Origin of the sequence: Aeromonas enteropelogenes (assembly GCF_020097295.1) — a bacterium.
Taxonomy (GTDB): Bacteria; Pseudomonadota; Gammaproteobacteria; order Enterobacterales; family Aeromonadaceae; genus Aeromonas; species Aeromonas enteropelogenes.
In genome coordinates this window covers 2,134,510-2,156,085 of record NZ_CP083625.1, presented here as the reverse complement: position 1 = coordinate 2,156,085, position 21,576 = coordinate 2,134,510, and the positions used below count along the sequence as shown (strand labels likewise).

Annotated in this window: 20 protein-coding genes; 9 read left to right on the top strand and 11 right to left on the bottom strand. The window is 58.7% G+C overall.

Features of this window, described 5'->3' with window-relative positions; translation table 11 throughout:
• Window positions 1–180: 180 nt before the first annotated feature.
• From LA321_RS10175 to arcB, 3 genes are all read right to left on the bottom strand, one after another.
• Window positions 181–393 carry a hypothetical protein gene (locus LA321_RS10175; RefSeq protein ID WP_026456921.1) on the bottom strand — a complete coding sequence of 71 codons (213 nt, stop codon included), beginning with the start codon at window positions 391–393 and terminating at the stop codon, window positions 181–183.
• Window positions 394–713: 320 nt separating this feature from the next.
• The gene (gene dgt, locus LA321_RS10170) at window positions 714–2,078 is read right to left on the bottom strand and encodes a dGTPase (protein WP_042070138.1); all 1,365 of its coding nucleotides are present in this window, start codon (window positions 2,076–2,078) and stop codon (window positions 714–716) included.
• Between the two features lie 32 nt (window positions 2,079–2,110).
• Entirely contained in the window at window positions 2,111–4,423 is a 2,313-nt protein-coding gene (arcB, locus tag LA321_RS10165; RefSeq protein ID WP_042070140.1) for an aerobic respiration two-component sensor histidine kinase ArcB, read from the bottom strand.
• 202 nt (window positions 4,424–4,625) lie between these two features.
• On the opposite strand from arcB, the gene LA321_RS10160 reads away from it, so the two are divergent.
• A complete protein-coding gene (locus LA321_RS10160) occupies window positions 4,626–5,612 on the top strand; it encodes a DUF2860 family protein (RefSeq protein WP_042070142.1) in 987 nt (328 codons plus the stop codon).
• Between the two features lie 66 nt (window positions 5,613–5,678).
• Here the strand turns inward: LA321_RS10160 and LA321_RS10155 are convergent, their stop codons facing one another.
• The 6 genes from LA321_RS10155 to dapA form a co-directional block, all read right to left on the bottom strand.
• Complete coding sequence (locus LA321_RS10155; RefSeq protein ID WP_042028786.1) at window positions 5,679–6,380, bottom strand: DUF3334 family protein; 702 nt, start codon at window positions 6,378–6,380, stop codon at window positions 5,679–5,681.
• Between the two features lie 89 nt (window positions 6,381–6,469).
• Complete coding sequence (locus LA321_RS10150; protein ID WP_042070143.1) at window positions 6,470–6,916, bottom strand: HIT domain-containing protein; 447 nt, start codon at window positions 6,914–6,916, stop codon at window positions 6,470–6,472.
• A 73-nt stretch (window positions 6,917–6,989) separates the two neighbouring features.
• Window positions 6,990–7,637, bottom strand: coding sequence for a DUF2057 domain-containing protein (locus tag LA321_RS10145; protein WP_042070144.1), 648 nt, complete (start codon window positions 7,635–7,637; stop codon window positions 6,990–6,992).
• A 204-nt stretch (window positions 7,638–7,841) separates the two neighbouring features.
• Window positions 7,842–8,945, bottom strand: coding sequence for a phosphoribosylaminoimidazolesuccinocarboxamide synthase (locus tag LA321_RS10140; RefSeq protein ID WP_042070146.1), 1,104 nt, complete (start codon window positions 8,943–8,945; stop codon window positions 7,842–7,844).
• Between the two features lie 142 nt (window positions 8,946–9,087).
• Window positions 9,088–10,212, bottom strand: coding sequence for an outer membrane protein assembly factor BamC (gene bamC, locus LA321_RS10135; protein ID WP_042028779.1), 1,125 nt, complete (start codon window positions 10,210–10,212; stop codon window positions 9,088–9,090).
• Window positions 10,205–11,092 carry a 4-hydroxy-tetrahydrodipicolinate synthase gene (gene dapA / locus LA321_RS10130; protein WP_042070147.1) on the bottom strand — a complete coding sequence of 296 codons (888 nt, stop codon included), beginning with the start codon at window positions 11,090–11,092 and terminating at the stop codon, window positions 10,205–10,207. The genes bamC and dapA overlap by 8 nt, the downstream gene beginning before the upstream one ends.
• Window positions 11,093–11,295: 203 nt before the next feature.
• Between dapA and LA321_RS10125 the strand changes: the two genes are divergently transcribed.
• The 3 genes from LA321_RS10125 (at window position 11,296) to LA321_RS10115 (ending at window position 12,974) form a co-directional block, all read left to right on the top strand.
• The gene (locus LA321_RS10125; protein WP_026455877.1) at window positions 11,296–11,829 is read left to right on the top strand and encodes a glycine cleavage system protein R; all 534 of its coding nucleotides are present in this window, start codon (window positions 11,296–11,298) and stop codon (window positions 11,827–11,829) included.
• Between the two features lie 23 nt (window positions 11,830–11,852).
• The gene (gene bcp / locus LA321_RS10120; protein ID WP_042070149.1) at window positions 11,853–12,317 is read left to right on the top strand and encodes a thioredoxin-dependent thiol peroxidase; all 465 of its coding nucleotides are present in this window, start codon (window positions 11,853–11,855) and stop codon (window positions 12,315–12,317) included.
• A gap of 156 nt (window positions 12,318–12,473) precedes the next feature.
• A complete protein-coding gene (locus tag LA321_RS10115; protein ID WP_042028775.1) occupies window positions 12,474–12,974 on the top strand; it encodes a YfbU family protein in 501 nt (166 codons plus the stop codon).
• 61 nt (window positions 12,975–13,035) lie between these two features.
• Here LA321_RS10115 and yfbV read toward each other — a convergent pair whose 3' ends face one another.
• Window positions 13,036–13,476, bottom strand: a complete 441-nt coding sequence (yfbV, locus tag LA321_RS10110; protein ID WP_026455880.1) for a terminus macrodomain insulation protein YfbV — start codon at window positions 13,474–13,476, stop codon at window positions 13,036–13,038.
• Window positions 13,477–13,781: 305 nt separating this feature from the next.
• Between yfbV and LA321_RS10105 the strand changes: the two genes are divergently transcribed.
• From LA321_RS10105 to LA321_RS10085, 5 genes are all read left to right on the top strand, one after another.
• Window positions 13,782–14,984, top strand: a complete 1,203-nt coding sequence (locus LA321_RS10105; protein ID WP_026455881.1) for an acetate kinase — start codon at window positions 13,782–13,784, stop codon at window positions 14,982–14,984.
• A gap of 52 nt (window positions 14,985–15,036) precedes the next feature.
• Window positions 15,037–17,208 carry a phosphate acetyltransferase gene (pta, locus tag LA321_RS10100; RefSeq protein WP_042070151.1) on the top strand — a complete coding sequence of 724 codons (2,172 nt, stop codon included), beginning with the start codon at window positions 15,037–15,039 and terminating at the stop codon, window positions 17,206–17,208.
• Between the two features lie 374 nt (window positions 17,209–17,582).
• The gene (locus LA321_RS10095; protein WP_026455883.1) at window positions 17,583–17,903 is read left to right on the top strand and encodes a ComEA family DNA-binding protein; all 321 of its coding nucleotides are present in this window, start codon (window positions 17,583–17,585) and stop codon (window positions 17,901–17,903) included.
• Window positions 17,904–17,998: 95 nt separating this feature from the next.
• Window positions 17,999–18,910 carry a UTP--glucose-1-phosphate uridylyltransferase GalU gene (galU, locus tag LA321_RS10090; RefSeq protein ID WP_026455884.1) on the top strand — a complete coding sequence of 304 codons (912 nt, stop codon included), beginning with the start codon at window positions 17,999–18,001 and terminating at the stop codon, window positions 18,908–18,910.
• 213 nt (window positions 18,911–19,123) lie between these two features.
• Complete coding sequence (locus LA321_RS10085) at window positions 19,124–20,521, top strand: peptide MFS transporter (RefSeq protein WP_042028771.1); 1,398 nt, start codon at window positions 19,124–19,126, stop codon at window positions 20,519–20,521.
• Window positions 20,522–20,594: 73 nt separating this feature from the next.
• Here LA321_RS10085 and LA321_RS10080 read toward each other — a convergent pair whose 3' ends face one another.
• Entirely contained in the window at window positions 20,595–21,566 is a 972-nt protein-coding gene (locus tag LA321_RS10080; protein WP_042070153.1) for a response regulator, read from the bottom strand.
• Window positions 21,567–21,576: the final 10 nt, after the last annotated feature.

The following is a 21,576-nucleotide window of genomic DNA, read 5'->3' as shown; positions in this document are numbered from 1 at the left end:
CCATCTTGCTGGCAATTGCACCACAAGGCGAGAAAACATACGCATCCGTCACAAACGGGGCCAAGAGGATAGAGGTATATCTAATAAAAGTGAATAAAAGGCCTACTTTTTATGGCAGAAAAAGTGACAGGCTCCGGCCTGTCACGCCACAGGGGTTGGGGGGATGACTCCCCCCCTTGATCAGGTTATTCGATTCCCGAGCCGAAAGCCGGTTTGATACTCTCGCTCACGGACGTGAGTGACATGGGAAACCTGCCCCTCATACCCTTCCAGGCCGATATCCTTGAGCAAGGCCGGCGAAAGATTGACCTGCGTCAGGCGACGCTCGACATGGGCGATCCGCTTCTGGACCAGGGACTCTACACTGCGCAGTAAAACCAGTTCGATTGACATGACATTCTCCAGTTGAACATGCGGTTCTCCCGGAGAAAGTGGACATCACCCTGCGGGACAACCGCGGGTGATAAAAATAAGCAGGGGTTACCTGTTTACGCCACGCGGTAAAAGAGCACGAGATTTCACGCTGCCATGAGTGCAGCGAGTAAATGCAACGTTGAGCATCAGATCTTGCATTTTCGTCTCCTTACCGGGTAAAAGTTGAACAGGTTGCAGCAGTCTAAAAAATCTTCACATCTAAAACAAGTCTCTCATGGCACCTTTTTAAAAACGTTTTCATTGGCAAGCCATGGCCATCACAAAAACAGGGATCGCCGTCAGATGCCGGACAGCAGCCGGTACTCCTCCAGCACATAGGTGTCCGTCATGCCGCTGACGTAATCGAGCAGCAGGCGCACCCGGTAATACCACTCCTGCTCCCCCTCGTCGGTAAAGCGTGCATCACGGGTCGCCACCGCCAGCCGATAAGCCTTGAGATGGCGTGCCGAGAGCCTGTGGTAGAGGCGCCGGGCGAAGAACAGTTCATTGCCCCCTTCCCCCGCCAGCAAGCGAGCAAACTGCCCGGCCGGCATTGCCAACAGGCAGGCGTAAGTAGAGAGCACCCCGCGCAGGGCGGCATAGCCTTCCAGCTCCAGCGCCTCCACCTCGGGGCGCCGGAACACCAGCTCGCGGGCCACCTGCTTGAGCATGTCGAGCACTCGCGCCGCCGGTGCCTGACCATGCAACAACGCCTGGGGATAACTGCCCCGCAGGATGGCATCGTGTTCATCCACATAACTCTTTGCCGCAAGCGCCACCAGATCCCGGGTCAACTGCTGGCGAAAGTGGGGGAAGAAGCCCCTGCCGGAGGCCAGCGCCTCATCGAGCAATCCGGACAGATAATCGCTCCCGTCTGCGCTGCGCAGCGCCGTCAGCAGCTCGCCGAGGGTGAGGATGCGCCGATCCACCGCATCTTCCAGATCGGCGATGCAGTAGGAGATGTCATCGGCCGCCTCCATGATGTAGACCAGTGGATGGCGACAACCCTGGGCCAGCCCCAGGCTTTGGCCCAGAGCGCGATAGAGGGGCTGCTCGCTAAAGAAGATGCCCCGCTTGCTGCTCCAGCCATGATGCTGGCCATAGCTCACCCCGGCCTGCGGCTGCTGCGGGTATTTGCACAGCGCCGCCAGCTGCCCCAGGGTGAGATTGAGTTCGTGCAGGCTGTGCACCAGGCGCAGGCTCTGGGCATTGCCATCGAACAGCAGCAGATCCTGGCGCAGTTCCACCCATTGGGATGAAGGCATCAGGCCCAAAGCTTGTTGATAGAGGGGATCGAGCATCTCGCCGAGCCACTGGCTCATCACCTGCTCGCCGAAGTGGCCAAACGGCGGGTTGCCCACGTCGTGCAGCAGGCAGGACATCTCCACCAGATTGATAAAGGCCCCTTCACAAACCATTCCGGTCGGCAAGGCCGCCAGAATGCAGCGGCTGATCTGGCGGCCGGTCTCCTGCACCTCCAGCGAGTGGGTGAGGCGGCTGCGCACCGACGCCTTCACGTCGAGGGGAAAGACCTGGGTCTTCTGCTGCAGACGGCGCACCGGGGCGGCCTGCACAATTCGGGCACGATCCTGCTCGGTCGCCTCCAGCAGCTCCTCATCTCCCCAGGGGTGGATGCGCTCGGGGGTAATCAAACGGCGATACATAGGCGACTCCTTGCCAGCGGCTTTCATCGGACTCAAGACAACAACCAGCGCCGCAAGCGGGCGATGTCACCTGGGTACTCGCGGCGCAGCGTCTCGATCCAGTCCTCGACATTCTCCCACCAGGCGGGGTGATCCGGGCTCTGGATCAGCTGGGCTGTCTGCTGCAGGCGGCGCAGGCCGATGGAGCCGGCCGCCCCTTTTATCTTGTGCGCCTCTTCCACCACCCCGGCCTGATCCCGGGCAACCATGTTGGAATCGAGCACCGCCATGTAGTCCGGCATCATCTTCTCGAACAGCTCGACGCTGGAGAGCAGCACCGGCTTGCCGACGGTATCGGCGTAATCGGTGAGAAAGGGGATATCCAGCAGTGCATCCTGATTGCCGGCATCGGCCTGCTCGTCGGCCTCGTCTTCTGCCAAATCGGCAAACAGGTGGCCAATCACCTCCCGCACCGCTTTCGAGCCCAGCGGCTTGTTGATCACATCCCGCATGCCGCGATCCAGATAATACTGGCGATCACCGGTCACGTTGGCAGTCAGCGCCACCATGGGCGGCAGGCTGTCACCGTAACGATCAAGCAGTTGGGCCGCCACATCAAAGCCGGTCATGTCCGGCAACTGGATATCGAGCAAAATCAGATCAAAATCATCGGGATTGGCCATCGCCAGCGCCTGACCACCATCCCGCGCCACCTGGACATGATGGCCCAGCTTGGTCAACAGGGCGCAGGCCACCGTCACATTGAGTTCCACGTCCTCCACCAGCAGGATGTCGAGGGAGGGCATCTCCTCCTCCAGCTCCGGCAATAGGGGTTCGGCGCAGGCTACTTCCAGCTCGGCGGTGAAGCAGGAGCCCTCCCCCGGTTCGCTGTCCACATAGAGCTGGCCACCCATGGCCTGCACCAGTTGACGGGATACCGCGAGGCCGATGCCGGTACCGGTGGCGTGTTTCTGACCCTGCACCTGATAGTACATGGCGAAGATCTTCTCCTGCTGGGCTCGGGGGATGCCGACTCCGGTGTCTTCCACCTCGAAGTGCAGCGCCAGCTTGCCCGGTTCGTCCGCCGGATGGGAGAGGCAGCGCACCGTCACCCCACCCTCATCGGTAAACTTGACCGCATTGCCCACCAGGTTCCACAGCACCTGACGTAGCCTGGTACCGTCCGCCATCACGAATTGCGGCATGTCTCCATCCCGATCGAAGTGGAGATAGAGCCCCTTCTGCTCCGCCTGGATACGCGATAGAGTCTCCAGCTCATCGAGGAAGGCGGGCAGGTCCAGACGGGCCGGGGCAATCTCCAGCCGACGCCGGTCCAGTTTGTCGAGATCTATGATGTCGTTGAAGATGTTGCCAAGGGTCACGGCGCTCAGGTGGATGGTCTTGAGCTGCTGGTGCTGCTTGGGATCGAGCGGCGTATCCATCAGCATGCGGCTCAGGCCCACGATGCCGTTGAGCGGAGTGCGCAGCTCGTGGCTGATGGTGGAGATGAAGGTGGTCTTGTCGCGGCTCGCCTTCTCCAGCTTGTCCTGATACTGCTTGCGCTCGGTGATGTCACGACCAAAGCCAAGCAGACCGAGCCGCTTGCCGAACCGGTCGAAGAAGGGCACCTTGCGCAGCTCGAAGTAGGCCTTGCGGCCATCGGGATACTCCAGCCACTGTTCGTAGGTAAGCGGCTCGTTGCTGGCAAAGACCAGCTTGTCGGTCTCCACTACCTTGTTGGCGATCTCCTGCTTGTAGACGTCGAACGGGGTCAAACCGATGAGCTCGGCCTCCGCCTTGCCGGTCAGCTCCTCCATGGCGCGGTTGCAGCCGGAGAACTGTTCGTCTTCGTTGCGGTAGTAGACCAGATCGGGGGAGCAGTCGATGAAGGAGCGCAGCAGGGCGGTGCGCTCCCCGAGATGAAGCTGGGCTTTTTCACGCTGGAACACTTCGTTTTCCAGATCTTCAATGGCTTGCAGACGCAGGCTCTCGGCCCGGTTGGTCTCGGCAATCTGGGCGTTGAGTCGGCTGATGTTCTCCTGCAGCTGGCTGTTTAGCTCAAGATCCCGCTCGCGCATATCCTGCAGCTTGCGCACCATGCGGCTCAGCCGCTGACGGGAGTCCTCCAGCTGATCCACCACGATGGAGAGAAAATAGACGGCCCAGGGGGTGACCAGCAGGCCAAAAAAGACCGAACGGACAAAGTCGATGACATCGATATTGCCGCGCAGGAAGAGGGTGACCCCCATCTGGATGGCGACGGCCAGCACGATAATGCCGGCGGCCAGGAACATGCTGAAGCGCACCAGTCCCAGCTTGGTCATCAGGTCGACGTAATATTGTGCCCAGGATTTGATCTGTTTCATCTTATTGTTATCCCCCGATATGCGCGGTACAGAATACCAGCACAACCCGGTGAACTCTTCTTATCTCGCTCAATTAATTAATGATTCCCTGAATAAAGAAGTAGGCTAGGATATTTGACCCGATTCAGTCAGTTGCCATTAAGGCTGGGTTTCTATAATCGCCGCCACTTAATTAAAAATCGTTTAATTTGGGAGCTATTTGATGCGTAACACTAGCCTGCTCGGCCTGGGTCTACTGGTAGCCAACAGTGCGTATGCAGATCTCGGGACCATCCCCAAGGAGCCCGGCTGGTCCGGTTTCCTGCTCGGCGGGGTCAATGTCATCAACTACGAATCCAACTTCGCCAGCAGTGATGATGACCATCGTCGCATTCATGGTCTGGGCAGCGCCGACAGCACCCAGAGCGTCAACCCCTTGCTCAATGCCGATATTCGCTACACCTTTGCCGATACCCGCACCCAGGTGTTCCTCGGCAACCTGATCCAGGATGCCATCCGCTTCGACTTCACCCAGCAGCTTGGCATTCGCCAGGAGATGGGGGACAAGGGCATAGTGGCCGGCTCCGTGGTGTTCAACGTTCTGCCCATTGAGCAGTGGAGCGATCCCTTTGCCATCGGGGTGGATCGTCAATCCACCGACATCAAGTCCAAAGGTGTACGTTTTGCCTGGGACAACATCTGGAGCAGCAACTTCTACGGCAGCCTGACCACCCGCGAGATCGAGGTGGATGAAGAGCGCAGCGGCAGCCAGTATGGTGCCGATACCGCCGCCAAGCTGGATCGCAACGGCAAGATCCACGCCATGGAACTCTCCTACAAGTGGCACCTGGCGCCGGGCCAGATCCTCGAACCGGCCTTCATCTATCGTCAGGCCGATCTCGACGGCAGCGCCCAGAGCTACGAGAGCAACGGTCTGCAGCTGACCTATGGCAAGCGCGCAGCCCAATGGTCATTCGTCAGCAACCTCTATCTGGGTCAGACCAAGTATGACGAAGCCAACCCGATCTTTGGCCGCAGCGCCGATTCCGACGAGTTTGCCGTGAGCGGTACCTTCTTCTGGCATCGCCTGTTCGGTATCGAGCCACTCTCGGCGACCTTCACCGCCGGTTACTCCAAATCCGACTCCGATATCGACTTCTACGACAGCAATGCCGTGCTGTTCAACACCGGCCTGCTCTACAACTTCTGATAGCAAAGCCCGACAATGCAGAAGGCCACCCGAGGGTGGCCTTCTTGTTTTCTGGCTGATACCAATTCAGATGCCGAGGGAGTCCAGCAGGTCATCATGATCGTTGCCGGCGGCTGGCGCCGGAGCAGATGCCGGTTTGGCAGCCCCCTGTTTGGCCTGGGCGATCAGGGCATCCGGATCCAGCTCCTCCTCATCCATGCCGTCGCTGTGGATGCGGATGAACTCGGTTTTGTCCATCGCCAGCTCCAGATAGAAGATGTTATTGCGGGCGGTGAAGAAGGTTACCCGGCGCGATTCCGGGTTGTCGAGGTTGGTATCGACACTCAGCATCACCTGCTTGTTCAGGGCCAGCATCTTGGGCTGGTTCTGGGTGATGTGGGTCTGCATGTCGCGCCCTACCTTGACGGTGAAGCTGCCGACGATCTGGTTCATCAGCTCGCCCATCACGTTGCTCACCTCATCCGAGGTGTGGGAGATGGCGAGATCTTCCTTGGAAAGCCCCATGCTGAGCATGTAGCTCTCGTACAGCTCCATGGCCGCTGCGGCGGAGAAGTTGATCACCACCAGGCCGGAAAAACCGCCATCAAACAGCACGAAACAGCCGATATCCGGCTTGAGGCAGGTCTTGCTGATCCGTTGCACCATACCGGAAAACCGCACCTGACTCATAGTCGCGGCACTCAAGACATCCGTTACCGAGTTGCACAGGCTGAGCAGCACATCCTCTGTGGTCAATACGGCATCGTCATCGGCTCTTGTTACTATCATGGGACCTTCCTGAACATCGAAAATGGGCTTATCTATACCATAACTCTAACAGATAGCGCTGGCCGGGGACTGAAATAGCGATGGACCTCTCAGTTGGCTCCGTTATCAGCAGTCAAAGGGGTGAAACCGGTCAGCCTGGCGAGTCGGGCACGCCATATATCGGCCTGTTGCTGCAAAACTTGTGGTTCATAAGGCACTGATGGGTGGGCTCCCCAAATAGGACCCGGCCAGGCCTTGTCGGTAGTGAAACGGGCGACATGGTGCACATGGAGTTGCGGTACCAGATTACCGAGTGCCCCTATGTTGATCTTGTCCGGATTGAGTGCCTGTTCCATCAGGCTCGCTACCGCGCAGGACTCCTGCATCAGCTGCTGTTGCTGCTCTGGCGCCAGGTGGTGGATCTCCCGCAGATTGGCCACACGGGGGACCAGAATAAGCCAGGGATACTGGCTGTCCTTGGCCAGCAGGACACGGCAGAGGGGCAGATCCCCGAGCTGCCGGGTATCCGCCACAAGGCGAGAGTGCAGTTCAAACATGAAGACCTCGTTGCATAAGGAGGGGCGCAAGGCACGCCGCAAGCCCCTCACGTTACTGCAACGGGGGGCAAACTTAAAGCTGCGGCACAGCCCAGCCGATGAAGCGCTTGCGAAGGGCCGGGTCGGCCTGCAGGAATAGCTGCTGCAATTGCCCTTCAAGCTCGCTCTGCGGGGGCACAAGTGCGCTCGCGGCCGTCGCTCTACCGGGGGCAACAACAGCACCACCGGGCGCAGCAACACGCAGCGCCGCCTTGCCACCACTACGGTTGTACTCCACGAGTCTGGCGTTCCAGTCCATGCCGATCAGCATGCCACGGGTCACCAGCGCATCCTGCGCTATCTGCAGCGGCTGCCCACCGGCCTGCAGCGCGATGACGGGCTTCCTGGCATAGGTCTCCATCCCCTGCTCTTTGTCCGGCACCTTGGCGCTCAGCTGCAAAGACTGGTTGTCGGCCCGATAGCGCAGGATCTGCGGCTCGGAGCGGATCTGGCGATCGTTCTCGCTGCTGTTTCGGCTGGGGATCACCCCTTCGAAACGCACCAGCAGTTGCTGTTCTCCATCGGCCAGGGTGGCGTGCTGCTCGTCGTGCAGCCTGCCCTCGCTCACCGCCAGGATCCGGAAATCCTCGGGTACAGTCACCTCAACCGCGGCCTGTACTGTCCCCGTTCCCATTGCCGCACACAGCAGCGCCAAATTACGCCAATTCTGATAACCCCTCATCTTCTTTCATCTTCCTTATCCCTACGATGGGCGAAGGGTAACAAGGGAAGATGACAAAAAAATAACCGGGCTGGCAGGCAGTAGCTTGTCATCACGGCAATAAAAACGGGCCCCCACAATGGGGCCCGCCGGCTTGTCATATCGATGCTTCATTTCGCCACCAGCAAACGTTTGTTTGCTGGCAACAAAAAAAGAGCAAGAACCTTAGTCGATCAGACCGTACTGATCGCGCAGGACATCGATGATCTCCTGTTTCGGATTGGCAGCGCGCACCAGCGGGTGGCCGATGACCTTCTCGGCAATCCCCACGTAGGTGTGGGAGATATCCATCATCACCTCGGTCGGCAGCTTGTTGTCACGGGCCAGGGCGAAGCGTTCCGGCATGCGGTTCTTGTTGAGCAGGATATCCGGATCCGGGAAGTGGTTGAGCAGCCACTGGCGGAAACCCTCTTTTGACTTCTCGACGATCTGGCCGTCGCGCAGGGCGGGGCCATCCCAGATACGGGAGCTGTCGGGGGTCCCTACTTCGTCCATGTAGATCAGTTTCTCGTTGCCAGCGGCATCCTGGACATAGCCAAACTCGAACTTGGTGTCGACGAAGACCTGATCCAGCTCGGCCAGGGCGTCGCTGATCACGTTGAAGCCCTCTTTGAGCAGCACTTCGTAGCGATCAATGTCAGCCGGAGAGCGGAAGCCGAAAGCCTGGTAGTGGCGCTCGATGTCGGCACGGGAGACGTTGACGTCGTCCGCTTCCGGCACGCCATCCAGGCCTTTCAGTATGCCTTTGGTGGAAGGGGTGATGAGAATTTCCGGCAGCTTCTGATCCTTCTCGAGCCCTTCCGGCAGGGTGATGCCGCAGAATTCGCGCTCACCATCCTGGTAGGCACGCCACATGGAGCCTGTGATGTACTGACGGGCGATCGCCTCGATCAGCACGGGGCGGGCTTTTTGCACGATCCAGACGAACGGATGGGGAATATCTAGGATGTGGCTGTCAGCCAGTCCCTTCTCCTTGAACAACTTGAACCAGTGGCTGGAGATGGCATTGAGCGCAGCCCCCTTGCCCGGCACGCCGTTCAGCCCGTCCACACCTTGCCAGATGCAGTCGAAAGCCGAGATGCGATCGCTGATCACCATGAGGGCGAGGGGCGCATCGGCGGGCACATCGTAGCCTTTTTCCTGGATGAGTCGGGCACTGTCTGCCGGGGTCAACCAGTAGACGCTGCGCACTTTGCCGGAATGGACAGGTTTATTGGTGCGGATCGGCAAATCGTCGTTCACCGCCAATACTTGATCTGCAAGACTCATGGCTAATAACACTTCCTGTTTGTGGGTGTAATGAAACAAGAGCGCCGGGCTCCTGCTTCCGGGGATTAACATATCAAGCGCTTCAACCCCTGTATTGACAGGGGGATCAACCTAACAAAACAGGGGCACGAGGCCCCTGTTGTTATTCTGCTTTTGCAGCCTGGTCGGCCAAGCCCTTGGCAAAGGCCTCGGACAGGCTGATATACATCTGGGAGATGACACCGGACGACACCGGCTTCTTGTCCTTGTCGAACAGGGTGATGGAGGTCTTGCCCCCGGCCATCTCGCCCAGCTGGAAGCGGTACTTTTCCTCGTCCAGCTTGAACGGTTCGCTACCCTTGGCCTGCCAGAACTCGGCACCCGGCTCTTCATACTCGACATCGATCCAGCCCAGCGACTGCTGGGTATCCTTGATGATGAAACCGTACTTCGGCAGTACCTGATTGAGACGGCGCCATACCTGTTCAAAGGAACCGTTGGCGACCCAGGCAGCCAGTTCGTTGTTGTCCAGACCCAGCTCAAGCCCCATGCCATCGCTGGCCTTGTGCTGTTCGCGAGCCTTGAGCTGGCTGTCGTAGTAGAGGGAGAACTGGTTCAGCACCCGTGCGGCATAGCGCTGGGCCTCGGCCTCGCTCATCCGGTTGCTGGTCTCACCGTCGATGGTTTCTTCGTGATCCAGCACCCGTACCGACATGTTGACGGCATGGCGCTGCTCATCGTTGCGAACCGTGAACTGGTAGCGCTGACGGATTTTGAAGTCTTCGTCATCTTCAGCCCAGCCATCGAGGGCGACTGTGTTGTCAAACCAGCCGGTCTGCAACACGCCGGCCTGCTGATCCAGCTTCTCGGTGGAGACTTTGTACTTGGCCAGGAAGTTCATCAGGAACGACCAGGTATCGCGCTCCACGCTCTGGCCAGAGCTCAGGGCATAGTAGGCGATGGTGGGTTCGCTGGCATTGGGCACTACCTGGCTGCCCGGTACCACGGTCAGCAGCTGGGCAGGGGGACGTACGTCAACTTTGGCACCGAGGGCACCTTCACGGCTGCTTTCGGGAAGCGGCGGGATATCGAACTGGCTGTTGAAGGTGGGGGCGCTCAATCCGGCGGGGATCAAGAAAGCACGGCCCTCAAGACGGGCATCTTCATATTCGAAACCACGGTTGGCCATCTTGCGATCCTGGGGGGTACTGCACCCCGCCAGCACGGCAACGGTCGCGACACTCAGCACCAGACGGGCTCTATTTCCCTTTCCATTTGATTTAAACACTCGCCATCAACTCCGCAGTGGTCAGTGCTTGCGCCATCGCCTGTTCGCCCTCGGCAGTGAGGTCAACCAGCGGCAGACGCAAGGTGGCCGTTGCAATCAGTCCCAGTCGGGCGCAGGCCCATTTCACCGGGGTCGGACTCGGTTCGCAGAACAGAGTCTTGTGCAACGGCATCAAGAGATTGTCGATGTCATGAGCCAGACCGGCATCACCGGCCAGCGCAGCACGACACATGTCGGCCATCCGGGCCGCTGCAATGTTGGTGGTGACTGAAATGACGCCATCGCCACCTTGCAGCATAAAATCACAACCAGTGGCATCGTCGCCACTGTAAAGCGCAAAATCCGGGCCACACAGTTCACGCAACAGCGGGGTGCGGCTCAAATCGCCAGTCGCCTCTTTCAAACCTATGATGCCGGGCACCTTGGCCAGACGGGCAACAGTCTCCGGCTTGAGATCACAACAGGTGCGACCGGGCACATTATAAAGAATTTGGGGCAGACCACTAGCCTCGGCGATCGCACAATAGTGGCGATAGAGACCCTCTTGAGTGGGCTTGTTGTAGTAAGGTGTCACCGAGAGGCCCGCCACCACGCCGGTTTTGGCCAGCCGTTTGGCCAACTCGATGGCATGGGCGGTATTGTTGGAGCCACAACCGGCAATAACCGGGATGCGACCTGCGGCGTATTCAACGGTTTTTTCAACAACGGCGATGTGTTCCTGTTCGCTCAGGGTCACCGACTCCCCTGTCGTGCCAACTGCCACGATTGCGCTGGTGCCTGCGCTGACATGATAGTCGACCAATCTGGCCAGGCTGGCCCAGTCAACTTCACCCGAAGTCAGCATGGGGGTAACGAGCGCAACAATACTACCGCGTAACATGGATAATTCTCCCGATTTTCAGGGGCGTAATGGTAAAGCTGCCCCCTTTGAAAAACAAGGGAGAGAGGGGGCGAGCCGTGTTACCATCCGGTTCCAAACGCCATGAACGAAAGCCGGCACCGCCTGTCAGGGAAGCGTCATTTGACCAGCGCATCGGTGGCCCTGCGGCGCTTTCGCAACATATAACGGACGAGAGAAGATTTATGACTCACTACCTGGTCGTAACGGCCATCGGCACGGACAGGCCCGGCATCGTCAATGAGGTCACCCGCCACGTCAGTGGCTGTGGTTGCAACATAGTGGATAGCCGCCTTGGCATCTTCGGCAATGAATTCACCTTTATCATGCTGCTGTCCGGTGACTGGAACAGCCTGATGCAGCTCGAGATAAGCCTGCCCCTGCGCAGTCAGGAGTGGGACCTCATTACCATGATGAAACGCACCGAACGTCATCAGTCACTGCAGTACGATGTCGGGGCCAACGCCGAGATCCTGATCCGTGACGAGCATGGTATCGTCAGCCAGTGCACCCAGTTTTTCAGCGACCACGGCTGGGATATCCAGGCGATGCAGACCATGACCCTGGAACAGCAGCCATTCAACTTGCTCAAAGCGAGTTTCCAACTCAATCTGGCCAAGCAGGGAGAACCGGAAGGCTCCCAGGCGGCCTTCGCCGAATTCTGTCGCGAACTGGGTGCCGAGTCGTTCGAGTTTATCGTCAATCGCAAACACGCCTGAGGGCGTTTATTCGAGGAGATCCCATGCAACCCTTACAAGCAGGTAGCACCGCCCCCGATTTCACCCTACCGGACCAGAATGGCAACCCGGTTCGCCTGGCCGATCTGCGCGGCAAGAAGGTGCTGATCTATTTCTATCCCAAGGCGATGACCCCGGGCTGTACCACCCAGGCTTGCAGCCTGCGCGACGTCAACGCCGAGCTGGCGGCTCTCAATGTGGTCGTGCTCGGCATCAGCCCGGACAGCGCCAAACGGTTGAAGAAATTTGAAGAGCGCGATCAGCTCAACTTCACCCTGCTGGCGGACGAAGAGCATGCCGTGGCTGACGCCTTCGGCGTCTGGGGTCCGAAGAAGTTCATGGGCAAGGAGTATGACGGCATCCATCGCCAGAGCTTCCTCATCGATGAAGAGGGCAAGGTTGCCCATCACTTCACCAAGTTCAAGACCAGCGCTCACCATCAGGTGGTACTGGCATTCCTCAAGGGGTAATTCCCCCACTTCGGGGCCTGCAACCGCAGGCCTCAGTGCTCTCGGCCGCCCCGGCATTTAGCACCGCTTTTCTCACCAACTGCCTCGCCAGATCAAAAAATTCATTCTAGATATGGGTTAACGTGACCCCAGTGTCATCTTCCAGTGAGATATCCCATGAACATCAGTAATGCAGAGCGTTTGATCCTGAGCAACCAGTACGAAATCCTGGCCAAGCTCAATCCGGAAAAGGCGGCCTTCTATCAGCGGGCCAGCACCATCATTGAGCGCGGCTACTGCCTGCAACTCCTCGAGCTGGAAAAGCACTTCGGCCACCTGGATCAGGCCACCTGCCAGGAGGTGATCGACACCCTGGAACTGCATCACGCGCTGGCCATCTCCTGGGGCAACCTGGAGGCTGCCGAACAGGCCGAGATCGCGGCCAGCCGGCTGGAATTCAACGGCTACAGCCGCAGCCAGGAGCGTGAGCTGGCGGACTATGTCTGCTTCCTGCTGGAGGTGGACAAGCGCTTCCCCGAGCTCAAGTGCCCGTGCGACGAGCTCTCCAGCGACATCGCCATGCGCGGCAAATACCAGCGCATGCTGGTGGAGTGGCGCCAGTGCCCGCGCCAGTACAAGCTCTCCATCCAGGAGATCCGCAAGGTGCTGGCGGCCTGATGGTCGATATGCCCAACAAAAACAAAGGCGCCCATGGCGCCTTTGTTTTGCTTGCGGTGCATTATTCGTAGAGGAAGGATTTATCCAACTGCTGGAAGGCGGCCTTGAGGGTATCGGCCAGCTCTTCATAACGGGGTTGTGCAACCAGCTGGCGACGCCCGCCCTGCTCATTCATTTTGCCGTTGATCTCGCGATACCAGCTGGCCAGCGAGGGGGGCAGACGAGTATCGGCGCGTTTGCCGAGCCAGTAGAAACCCTGCAATGGCAGGCTGAACAGAAACAGGACGGAAGTGATAACGGAAGGCCAGTAGTGCTGCTCGCCAAACTGGAACTGCAGCATGACGCTGAGTACTGCCAGTGCGGGGATGATCTTGAGGGCAAACTCGGTGGCCTTGATCACCCGATTTTCCGGAAACATCGAATTGAGCTCGGGACGACGGGGCCAAAGCGTCATATAATGGTGGCCTTGCTGTAACTTAGTTCCAAAAATGTTCATGCTCATACAACCTCCGAGCGCTTTTTGAACGCACTGACGGCAAAACCTCGACATTTTTTGATGCAAAGTAACAAAGGTTGAGGATGACTTTGTTATTTTTCAACAATCGGGTTATCCTTTGTACGCCCATTTTTGCGTCAACCGCATCTTGCTGTTGGCCTGTCAGGGACGTCTGGACTCCGGGTCTTGTATCACTATACAAGGGGCAAGCAACAGATTGCCAACCCTCATAAGGATAAGTTGAAAGTTTTTGGACGCCCTGCGCCCAACACCATCCGCCTACACAACCCAATCTGCGATAGGATTTATTCATGAGTAAGCTGGTTCTTGTTCTTAACTGTGGCAGCTCTTCCCTGAAGTTCGCCGTCATTGACGCAACCACCGGTGATGACCTGCTGTCCGGCCTGGCCGAATGCTTCAACCTCGACGATGCACGCATCAAGTGGAAACTGAACGGCGAGAAAGGCAATGCCGATCTGGGCGCCGGGGCTGCTCACCAGGAAGCGCTGGACTTCATCGTCAACAAGATCCTGCCGCTCAATCCGGAACTGGCCAAGAACCTGATCGCCATCGGTCACCGTGTAGTTCACGGTGGCGAGCGCTTCACCTCCTCCGTCGTGATCTGCGACGACGTGATCGCCGGCATCGAAGCCGCCGTACCGTACGCACCGCTGCACAACCCGGCGCACCTGATCGGTATTCGTGAAGCCCGTCGCGTGTTCCCGGCCCTGGCCGACAAGAACGTCGCCGTGTTCGACACCGCCTTCCACCAGACCATGCCGGAAGAAGCCTTCCTGTACGCCCTGCCGTACAAGCTCTACAAAGAGAACGGCATCCGTCGCTACGGCGCCCACGGCACCAGCCACTACTACATCAGCCTGGAAGCTGCCAAGCAGCTGAACAAGCCGGTGGAAGAGCTGAACATCATCAACTGCCACCTGGGCAACGGCGGCTCCGTCTGTGCCATCAAGAACGGCAAGTCCGTCGACACCTCCATGGGTCTGACCCCGCTGGAAGGCCTGGTGATGGGTACCCGCTCCGGCGATCTGGACCCGGCCATCATCTTCTTCCTGCATGACAAGCTGGGCATGAGCGTTGAGCAGATCAACACCATGCTGACCAAGGAATCCGGCCTGCTGGGCCTGACCGAAGTGACCTCCGACTGCCGTTTCGTTGAAGACAACTACGACAGCAAGGAAGAAGCCAAGCGCGCCATGGACGTCTACTGCTATCGCCTGGCCAAGTACATCGGTGCCTACGCCGCCGCCATGGACGGTCGTCTGGACGCAGTGGTCTTCACCGGTGGTATCGGTGAGAACTCCGCCCCGATCCGTGAAATCACCCTGGGCAAACTGGGCCTGCTGGGCTTTGACGTCGACCACGACGCCAACCTGGCCGCCCGTTTCGGCAAGGGTGGCGAGATCACCAAGGCTGGCTCCACCAAGGCTCTGGTTATCCCGACCAACGAAGAGTGGGTCATCGCCCACGATGCGCTGGAACTGGTCGGCGCCTAATTTCGCTGTAAAGCAAGGCCGCCCTCGGGCGGCCTTTTCCTGATCCCAAAAAATGAAAAAGGGGTATAAAGTGGCACGCACTATTATGCTTATCCCGGTCGGCACTGGTGTCGGCGTAACTTCCGTGAGTCTTGGTGTGGTTCGCGCCATGGAACGTCACGGTGTCAATGTCAGCTTCTTCAAACCGGTTGCCCAGCCGCGCCCGGGTGAGACCGGTCCTGAGCGTTCTACCGCCGTTATCCGCGCCGCTGCCAACATCAATCCGCCCGAGCCGTTCGCCCTCTCCTACGCCGAGAACATGATCACCACCAGCAACACCGACATTCTGCTGGAAGAGATCGTGGCCCGCTTCGAAGAGCACGTGAAAGCGAGCGGGGCCGAAGTGCTGGTGGTCGAAGGCATGGTGCCGACCGACAAGCAGCCGTTTGCCAACAAGCTGAACTACGACGTGGCCAAAGCGCTGGACGCCGACATGGTGTTCGTCACCCACCCGGGCCACGACTCCAGCCAGAAGCTCAAAGAGCGCATCGAGCTGGCCTGCTCCAACTTCGGTGGTGTCAACAACCCGCGCATCGTGGGCTGTGTCATCAACAAGGTTGGCGCCCCGGTTGACGAGCACGGTGTGACCCGTCCCGACCTGACCGAGATGTTCGAAGCGCACCACCACGGCGCCGACACCGGCCACAACCTGGAAGTGCTGCAGGTCTTTGGCAAGAGCCCGCTGCGCATCTTGGGCTGCATCCCCTGGAATACCCAGCTGATTGCCCCGCGCGCCAAGGACCTCGCCAAGCACCTGGCCGCCAAGATCCTGCACCAGGGCGAACTGGACAGCCGTCGTCTGCAGACCGTGACCTTCTGCGCTCGCTCCATCCACAACATGATCGAGCATTTCCGCCCGGGCAGCCTGTTGGTGACCTCCGGCGACCGCTCAGATGTCATCGTCTCTGCCTGCCTGTCCGCCATGAACGGCGTCAAGCTGGGTGCCCTGCTGCTGACCGGCAACTATCACCCGGAACCCCAGGTGATGGCCCTGTGCCAACAGGCCATGGCCACCGGCCTGCCGATCATGATCACCGGTACCAACACCTGGCAGACCGCCGTCAGCCTGCAGAACTTCAACGTCGATATTCCGGAAGATGACCGCGAGCGTATCGAGCTGGTACAAGACTACGTGGCCGGCCACATCGACAAGCACTGGATCGAGTCTCTGACCGTCAGCTCCACCCGTTCCCGTCGCCTGAGCCCGCCGGCCTTCCGCTACCAGCTGACCGAACTGGCCCGTCAGGCCAACAAGCGCGTCGTGCTGCCAGAAGGGGAAGAGCCGCGCACCATCAAGGCTGCCGCCATCTGTGCCGAACGTGGCATCGCCCGTCCGGTGCTGCTGGGCAACCCGGACGAGATCCGCCGCGTCGCCGAACAGCAGGGCGTGATCCTGACCGATCGCGTCGAGATCATCGATCCGGTGGCCGTGCGCGAGCGCTACGTGGCCCGTCTGGTCGAGCTGCGCAAGAACAAGGGCATGACCGAAGTGGTCGCCCGCGAGCAGCTGGAAGACAACGTGGTGCTGGGCACCATGATGCTGGAGCGCAACGAAGTGGACGGTCTGGTATCCGGCGCGGTGCACACCACTGCCAACACCATCCGTCCGCCGATGCAGATCATCAAGACCGCTCCGGGCTCTTCCCTGATCTCCTCCATCTTCTTCATGCTGCTGCCGGATCAGGTGCTGGTCTACGGTGACTGCGCCATCAACCCGGATCCCACTGCCGAGCAGCTGGCCGAGATCGCCATCCAGTCCGCCGACTCCGCTGCCGCTTTCGGCATCGAGCCGCGCGTGGCCATGATCTCCTACTCCACCGGCACCTCCGGCGCCGGCGCGGACGTAGAGAAGGTGCGCGAGGCGACCGAGCTGGCCAAGGCCAAGCGCCCCGACCTCATCATCGACGGCCCGCTGCAGTACGACGCGGCCATCATGGAGAACGTGGCCAAGTCCAAGGCGCCGAACTCCCCGGTTGCCGGCAAGGCCACCGTGTTCGTGTTCCCGGATCTGAACACCGGCAACACCACCTACAAGGCGGTACAGCGCTCCGCTGACCTGGTCTCCATCGGCCCCATGCTGCAAGGCATGCGCAAGCCGGTCAACGACCTGTCCCGCGGCGCCCTGGTTGACGACATCGTCTACACCATCGCCCTGACCGGTATTCAGGCAGCCCAGGCCGAGTAATCGTCCGCCCTCTGAAAAAACAGATCATTAAGGCTGCTCACCCAAGGTGAGCAGCCTTTTTTATTGGTTCTCTTTTGACAACCAGTGAAAGATACCAACAACGCTTATTTCCACCAGTGAAACCCCGTATCAGCTGTCTCATGAATACGCACTTGAGATCAATATGAATCCCAACAACTCAGATTCAAAAACCTCAGTAAAAACAGATTGGAATTAGTCAGTTAAATCAATATCAGGTAACTTCCAGAACGCTTATAGCAAATCTTCAAAAAGAGTGCCGGATAACTCCGCTGTCATTTATCACAGTGACGCATTCTACTGCTGCGCTATCTATCAATATGCTGATGCAAACAGTCATTGAAGGAAGAAGCAAAATGCAGATACACAAGTTCGCCGCCGTGATGTTGCTCTCAACCCTGCCCCTGTTCAGCCAACCCTCGCTGGCAGCCGAACAGACGCAGACCAAGCAAACCACTACCACAACCGCCGCCAAGGAGAGTGGCAAACTCAACCTCAATACGGCCACCCTGGCCGAGCTCACTACCCTCAAGGGTATTGGCGAGAAGAAGGCTCAGGCCATCCTCGAATATCGTGAGAAACAGGGGAAATTTACCTCTGTAGATCAATTGGCAGATGTCACGGGGATCGGCCCGGCCACGCTGGAAGCCAACAGGGATATGATGATGGTCAAATAACGTCCGATGAAAAAGCTACAGATGGGGCGGCTTATGGCTGCCCCATTTTTCTTCGGGTATCATGGCCCCACTTTATTCCTCCTGGACACCTCTCCATGAAAAAGACACCTCTTGTTGTTCGCAAGGCCGTGCTGCCGGTAGCCGGTCTGGGCACCCGCATGCTGCCTGCTACCAAGGCCATCCCGAAAGAGATGCTGCCGGTGGTCGACAAGCCCTTGATCCAGTACGTGGTACGCGAGGCGATCGCGGCCGGTATCAAGGAGATTGTGCTGGTCACCCACTCCAGCAAGAATTCCATCGAAAACCACTTCGACAAGAGCTTCGAACTGGAGGCAACTCTCGAGAAGCGGGTCAAGCGTCAACTGCTGGAAGAGGTGCAACAGATCTGTCCCAAGGACGTCACCATCATGCACGTGCGCCAGGGCGAGGCCAAAGGCCTGGGCCATGCGGTGCTCTGCGCCCACCCGCTCATCGGAGACAACCCCTTCGCCGTGCTGCTACCGGACGTGCTGATCGACGAGGCCGCCAGCGACCCGAAACAGGACAACCTGGCCGAGATGGTACACATGTTCGAAGAAAACCAGATCAGCCAGATCATGGTGGAAGCGGTTCCAGAGAGCGAGGTGGACAAATACGGCATCGCCGATATCAAGGGTGAAGAGCTGAGTGCTGGCATGTCACTGCCGATGCAGGCCATCGTCGAGAAACCGCCCCGTGACGAGGCCCCTTCCAACCTGGCCGTGGTCGGCCGTTATGTACTCTCTGCCAACATCTGGCCGCTGCTGGAAAAAACCCCGGCCGGTGCCGGCGACGAGATCCAGCTGACCGACGCCATCGCCATGCTGATGGAGCGCGAGCAGGTCAACGCCTACTTCATGAAGGGCAAGAGCCACGATTGCGGCAGCAAATTGGGCTATATGAAGGCGAATGTGGAATATGCCGTACGCCATCACGAACTTAACGGCGAGTTCATCGGCTGGCTGAAGCAGTTCGTCAAGCAGTTGTAATCGCTGATAAATCTCTTATCTACAGACAAATTAAAGGAGCATCAAACGATGCTCCTTTTTCATTTCAGCAACACTTTCTCAATCTTTGATAAATAAAACCCTATCAAATCATAATGTTGTAATTTATCTACGCATGTTCTATAAGGATTAAGGCGTGTTTCTCGCCCTTGCATAAAAAACTTAAAAAAATATAAGACACAGGTGGAAGTTCCAATGAATAACCCGTCAAAAGGGACCTTTTTAGGTCACCCTAAAGGGCTTTTTTTGCTCTTTAGTACCGAACTGTGGGAGAGATTCTCCTACTACGGCATGCGTGCCGTACTGGTACTCTATCTGACCGACCTGACTGCCAACGGTGGTCTGGGCTGGAATCAGGCAGATGCCCTCAAGCTCTACGGTATCTATACCGGTCTGGTTTATATCACTCCGCTCATCGGTGGCTGGCTGGCTGACACCTTCCTGGGGCAACGCCGCGCCATTCTGATCGGCGCCGTCCTGATGGCGCTCGGCCAATTCACGCTGGCACTGCCGCACAGCATGTTCCCGGATCAGGTGGTAACCGTCTTCTACGCCGGTCTGGCTCTGCTGATCATCGGTAACGGCCTGTTCAAGCCGAACATCTCCACCATGGTGGGCGACCTCTATGAAGAGGGCGATCACCGCCGTGATGGTGCCTTCACCATCTTCTACATGGGGATCAATCTGGGCTCCCTGCTGACCGGCGTGATCTGCGGTGCCGCTGCCACAGCCTATGGCTGGCAAGCTGCCTTCGTCGGCGCCGGTATCGGCATGCTGATCTCCCTGGTGTTGCAGGCAACCCTGGCCCAACGCTTCCTCGGTGATATCGGCCGCATCCCTGCCGCCAAGCGCGCAGCCGCCCTGCGCGACAAGGGACAGAAGGCCCCGCTGACCAAGCAGGAAGTGGATCGCATCAAGGTTATCCTGGTGCTGGGCCTGTTCACCATCATCTTCTGGGCTGGCTTCGAGCAGGCCGGTGGTCTGATGAACCTCTACACCCAGGAGTACACTGACCGGATGATCGGTGGCTTCGAAGTGCCGACCGCCTGGTTCCAGTCCCTGAACCCCTTCTTCATCATCACCCTGGCACCGATCGTTGCTGCCATCTGGGTCAAGCTCGGCAAAAAAGAGCCGAACTCGCCGGTCAAGTTCGCCATGGGTCTGTTGTTCCTGGCCATCGGCTTCCTGTTCATGGTGGGTGCCGTGTTGGAGCAGGGCGGTGATCAGAGCGTCAAGACCTCCATGTTCTGGCTGGTGGGAGCCTACCTGTTCCACACCCTGGGCGAACTCTGCCTCTCTCCGATCGGCCTCTCCATGGTGACCAAGCTGGCTCCGCTGCGCCTGGCCTCCCTGATGATGGGTGCCTGGCTTGGCTTCATCGCGGTTGCCAACTACGCAGCCGGCCTTATCGGTTCCTTTATTGGCGAGTCCGGCCCCTTGGCCATCTTCGGTGGTATCGCGCTTGCTGCCATCATCAGTGCCCTGATCCTGCTGGCCATGGCCAACCGCCTGGTCTACTGGATGCATGGCGCCGAAGGTCCGGCCAAAGAGCCGCACACAAGCGACGAGAAACTGCAATCTGCCACTGCCTGACAGGCTGGCATCACGCAAGTAAAGAGGGCGTCCCACGGGACGCCCTCTTTTATTGGAGCAAGCTCGCTTTCACTCAGTGATGATGAACCTGCACCTGGAGTGAGCAGCCACTCTCGTTGCGAAATTGCAGCTCGAACGGTTCATGCCAGCTGCGCCTGTGCAAGGCATAGCGACTGCTGCGCATCAGCCCCAGGGGCAAACCGCCGGCTCGCATCAACCAGTGAGGGGAGGTCAACCCGGCATTGGCAAAGACCAGACCATCTTCCTGATCAAAGAGCAGGGCCGCCATGGCCAGCGAGTGGCGCAGGCCGGACTCCATCAGCTGGTGATTGAGGTAGTCGAGCAGCCTGTGTGGCTGCTCCAGCAACTGGCTCTCCTCGCGCTGAAACTGGCGGTAAGGTACGTTCATCAAAGAACGCACCAGGGCGCCGCAAAACGCCGCATCCGCTCCCGCCACCGGCAATTCAATGATCAGCATCAGCAGCTTGTCAGCCACCTTGAAGGTATCGGAGAGAAACAGCGCTCCCCTCCCCTTGAATGTTACCTGCCAAGGGCCCCACTCCTGCACACCCGGCGACTTGAGACCCGCCAGCAGGCGGGTCGCCGCCCTGTCGTGAGCCCGAAAGTAGTCGACATGATCCATCAGTTCCAGCTGTGGACTGCGTGCGACACCGCCGTGCAGACACTCGGAAATACTACGCTCGAGCTGGACATAATTGTCGAGCGGCTTGATCAGGTAATCCCGGGCACCGGCACGCAGGGCTGCAGCTACCGCCTCCATGGTGCTCTGGGCCGAGATCACGATCACCGGAATATCCGGGCTGCGAGCCGAGAGGCAGGCGATCACCTCATGGCCATCCATATTCGGCATGTTCAGATCACAGAGCACCACATCGGGATGATAAAGCGCTGCAGCCGACAGCCCTTCGATACCATCCTCGGCCTGGAAAACGGTCGCCCCATCCCCCATCAGATAGCTCACAAGCGAGTGGCGAAAAACGGCTTCGTCCTCCACCACCAGGATCCTTAGCCCGGCTGTTGACATTGTTATAAAA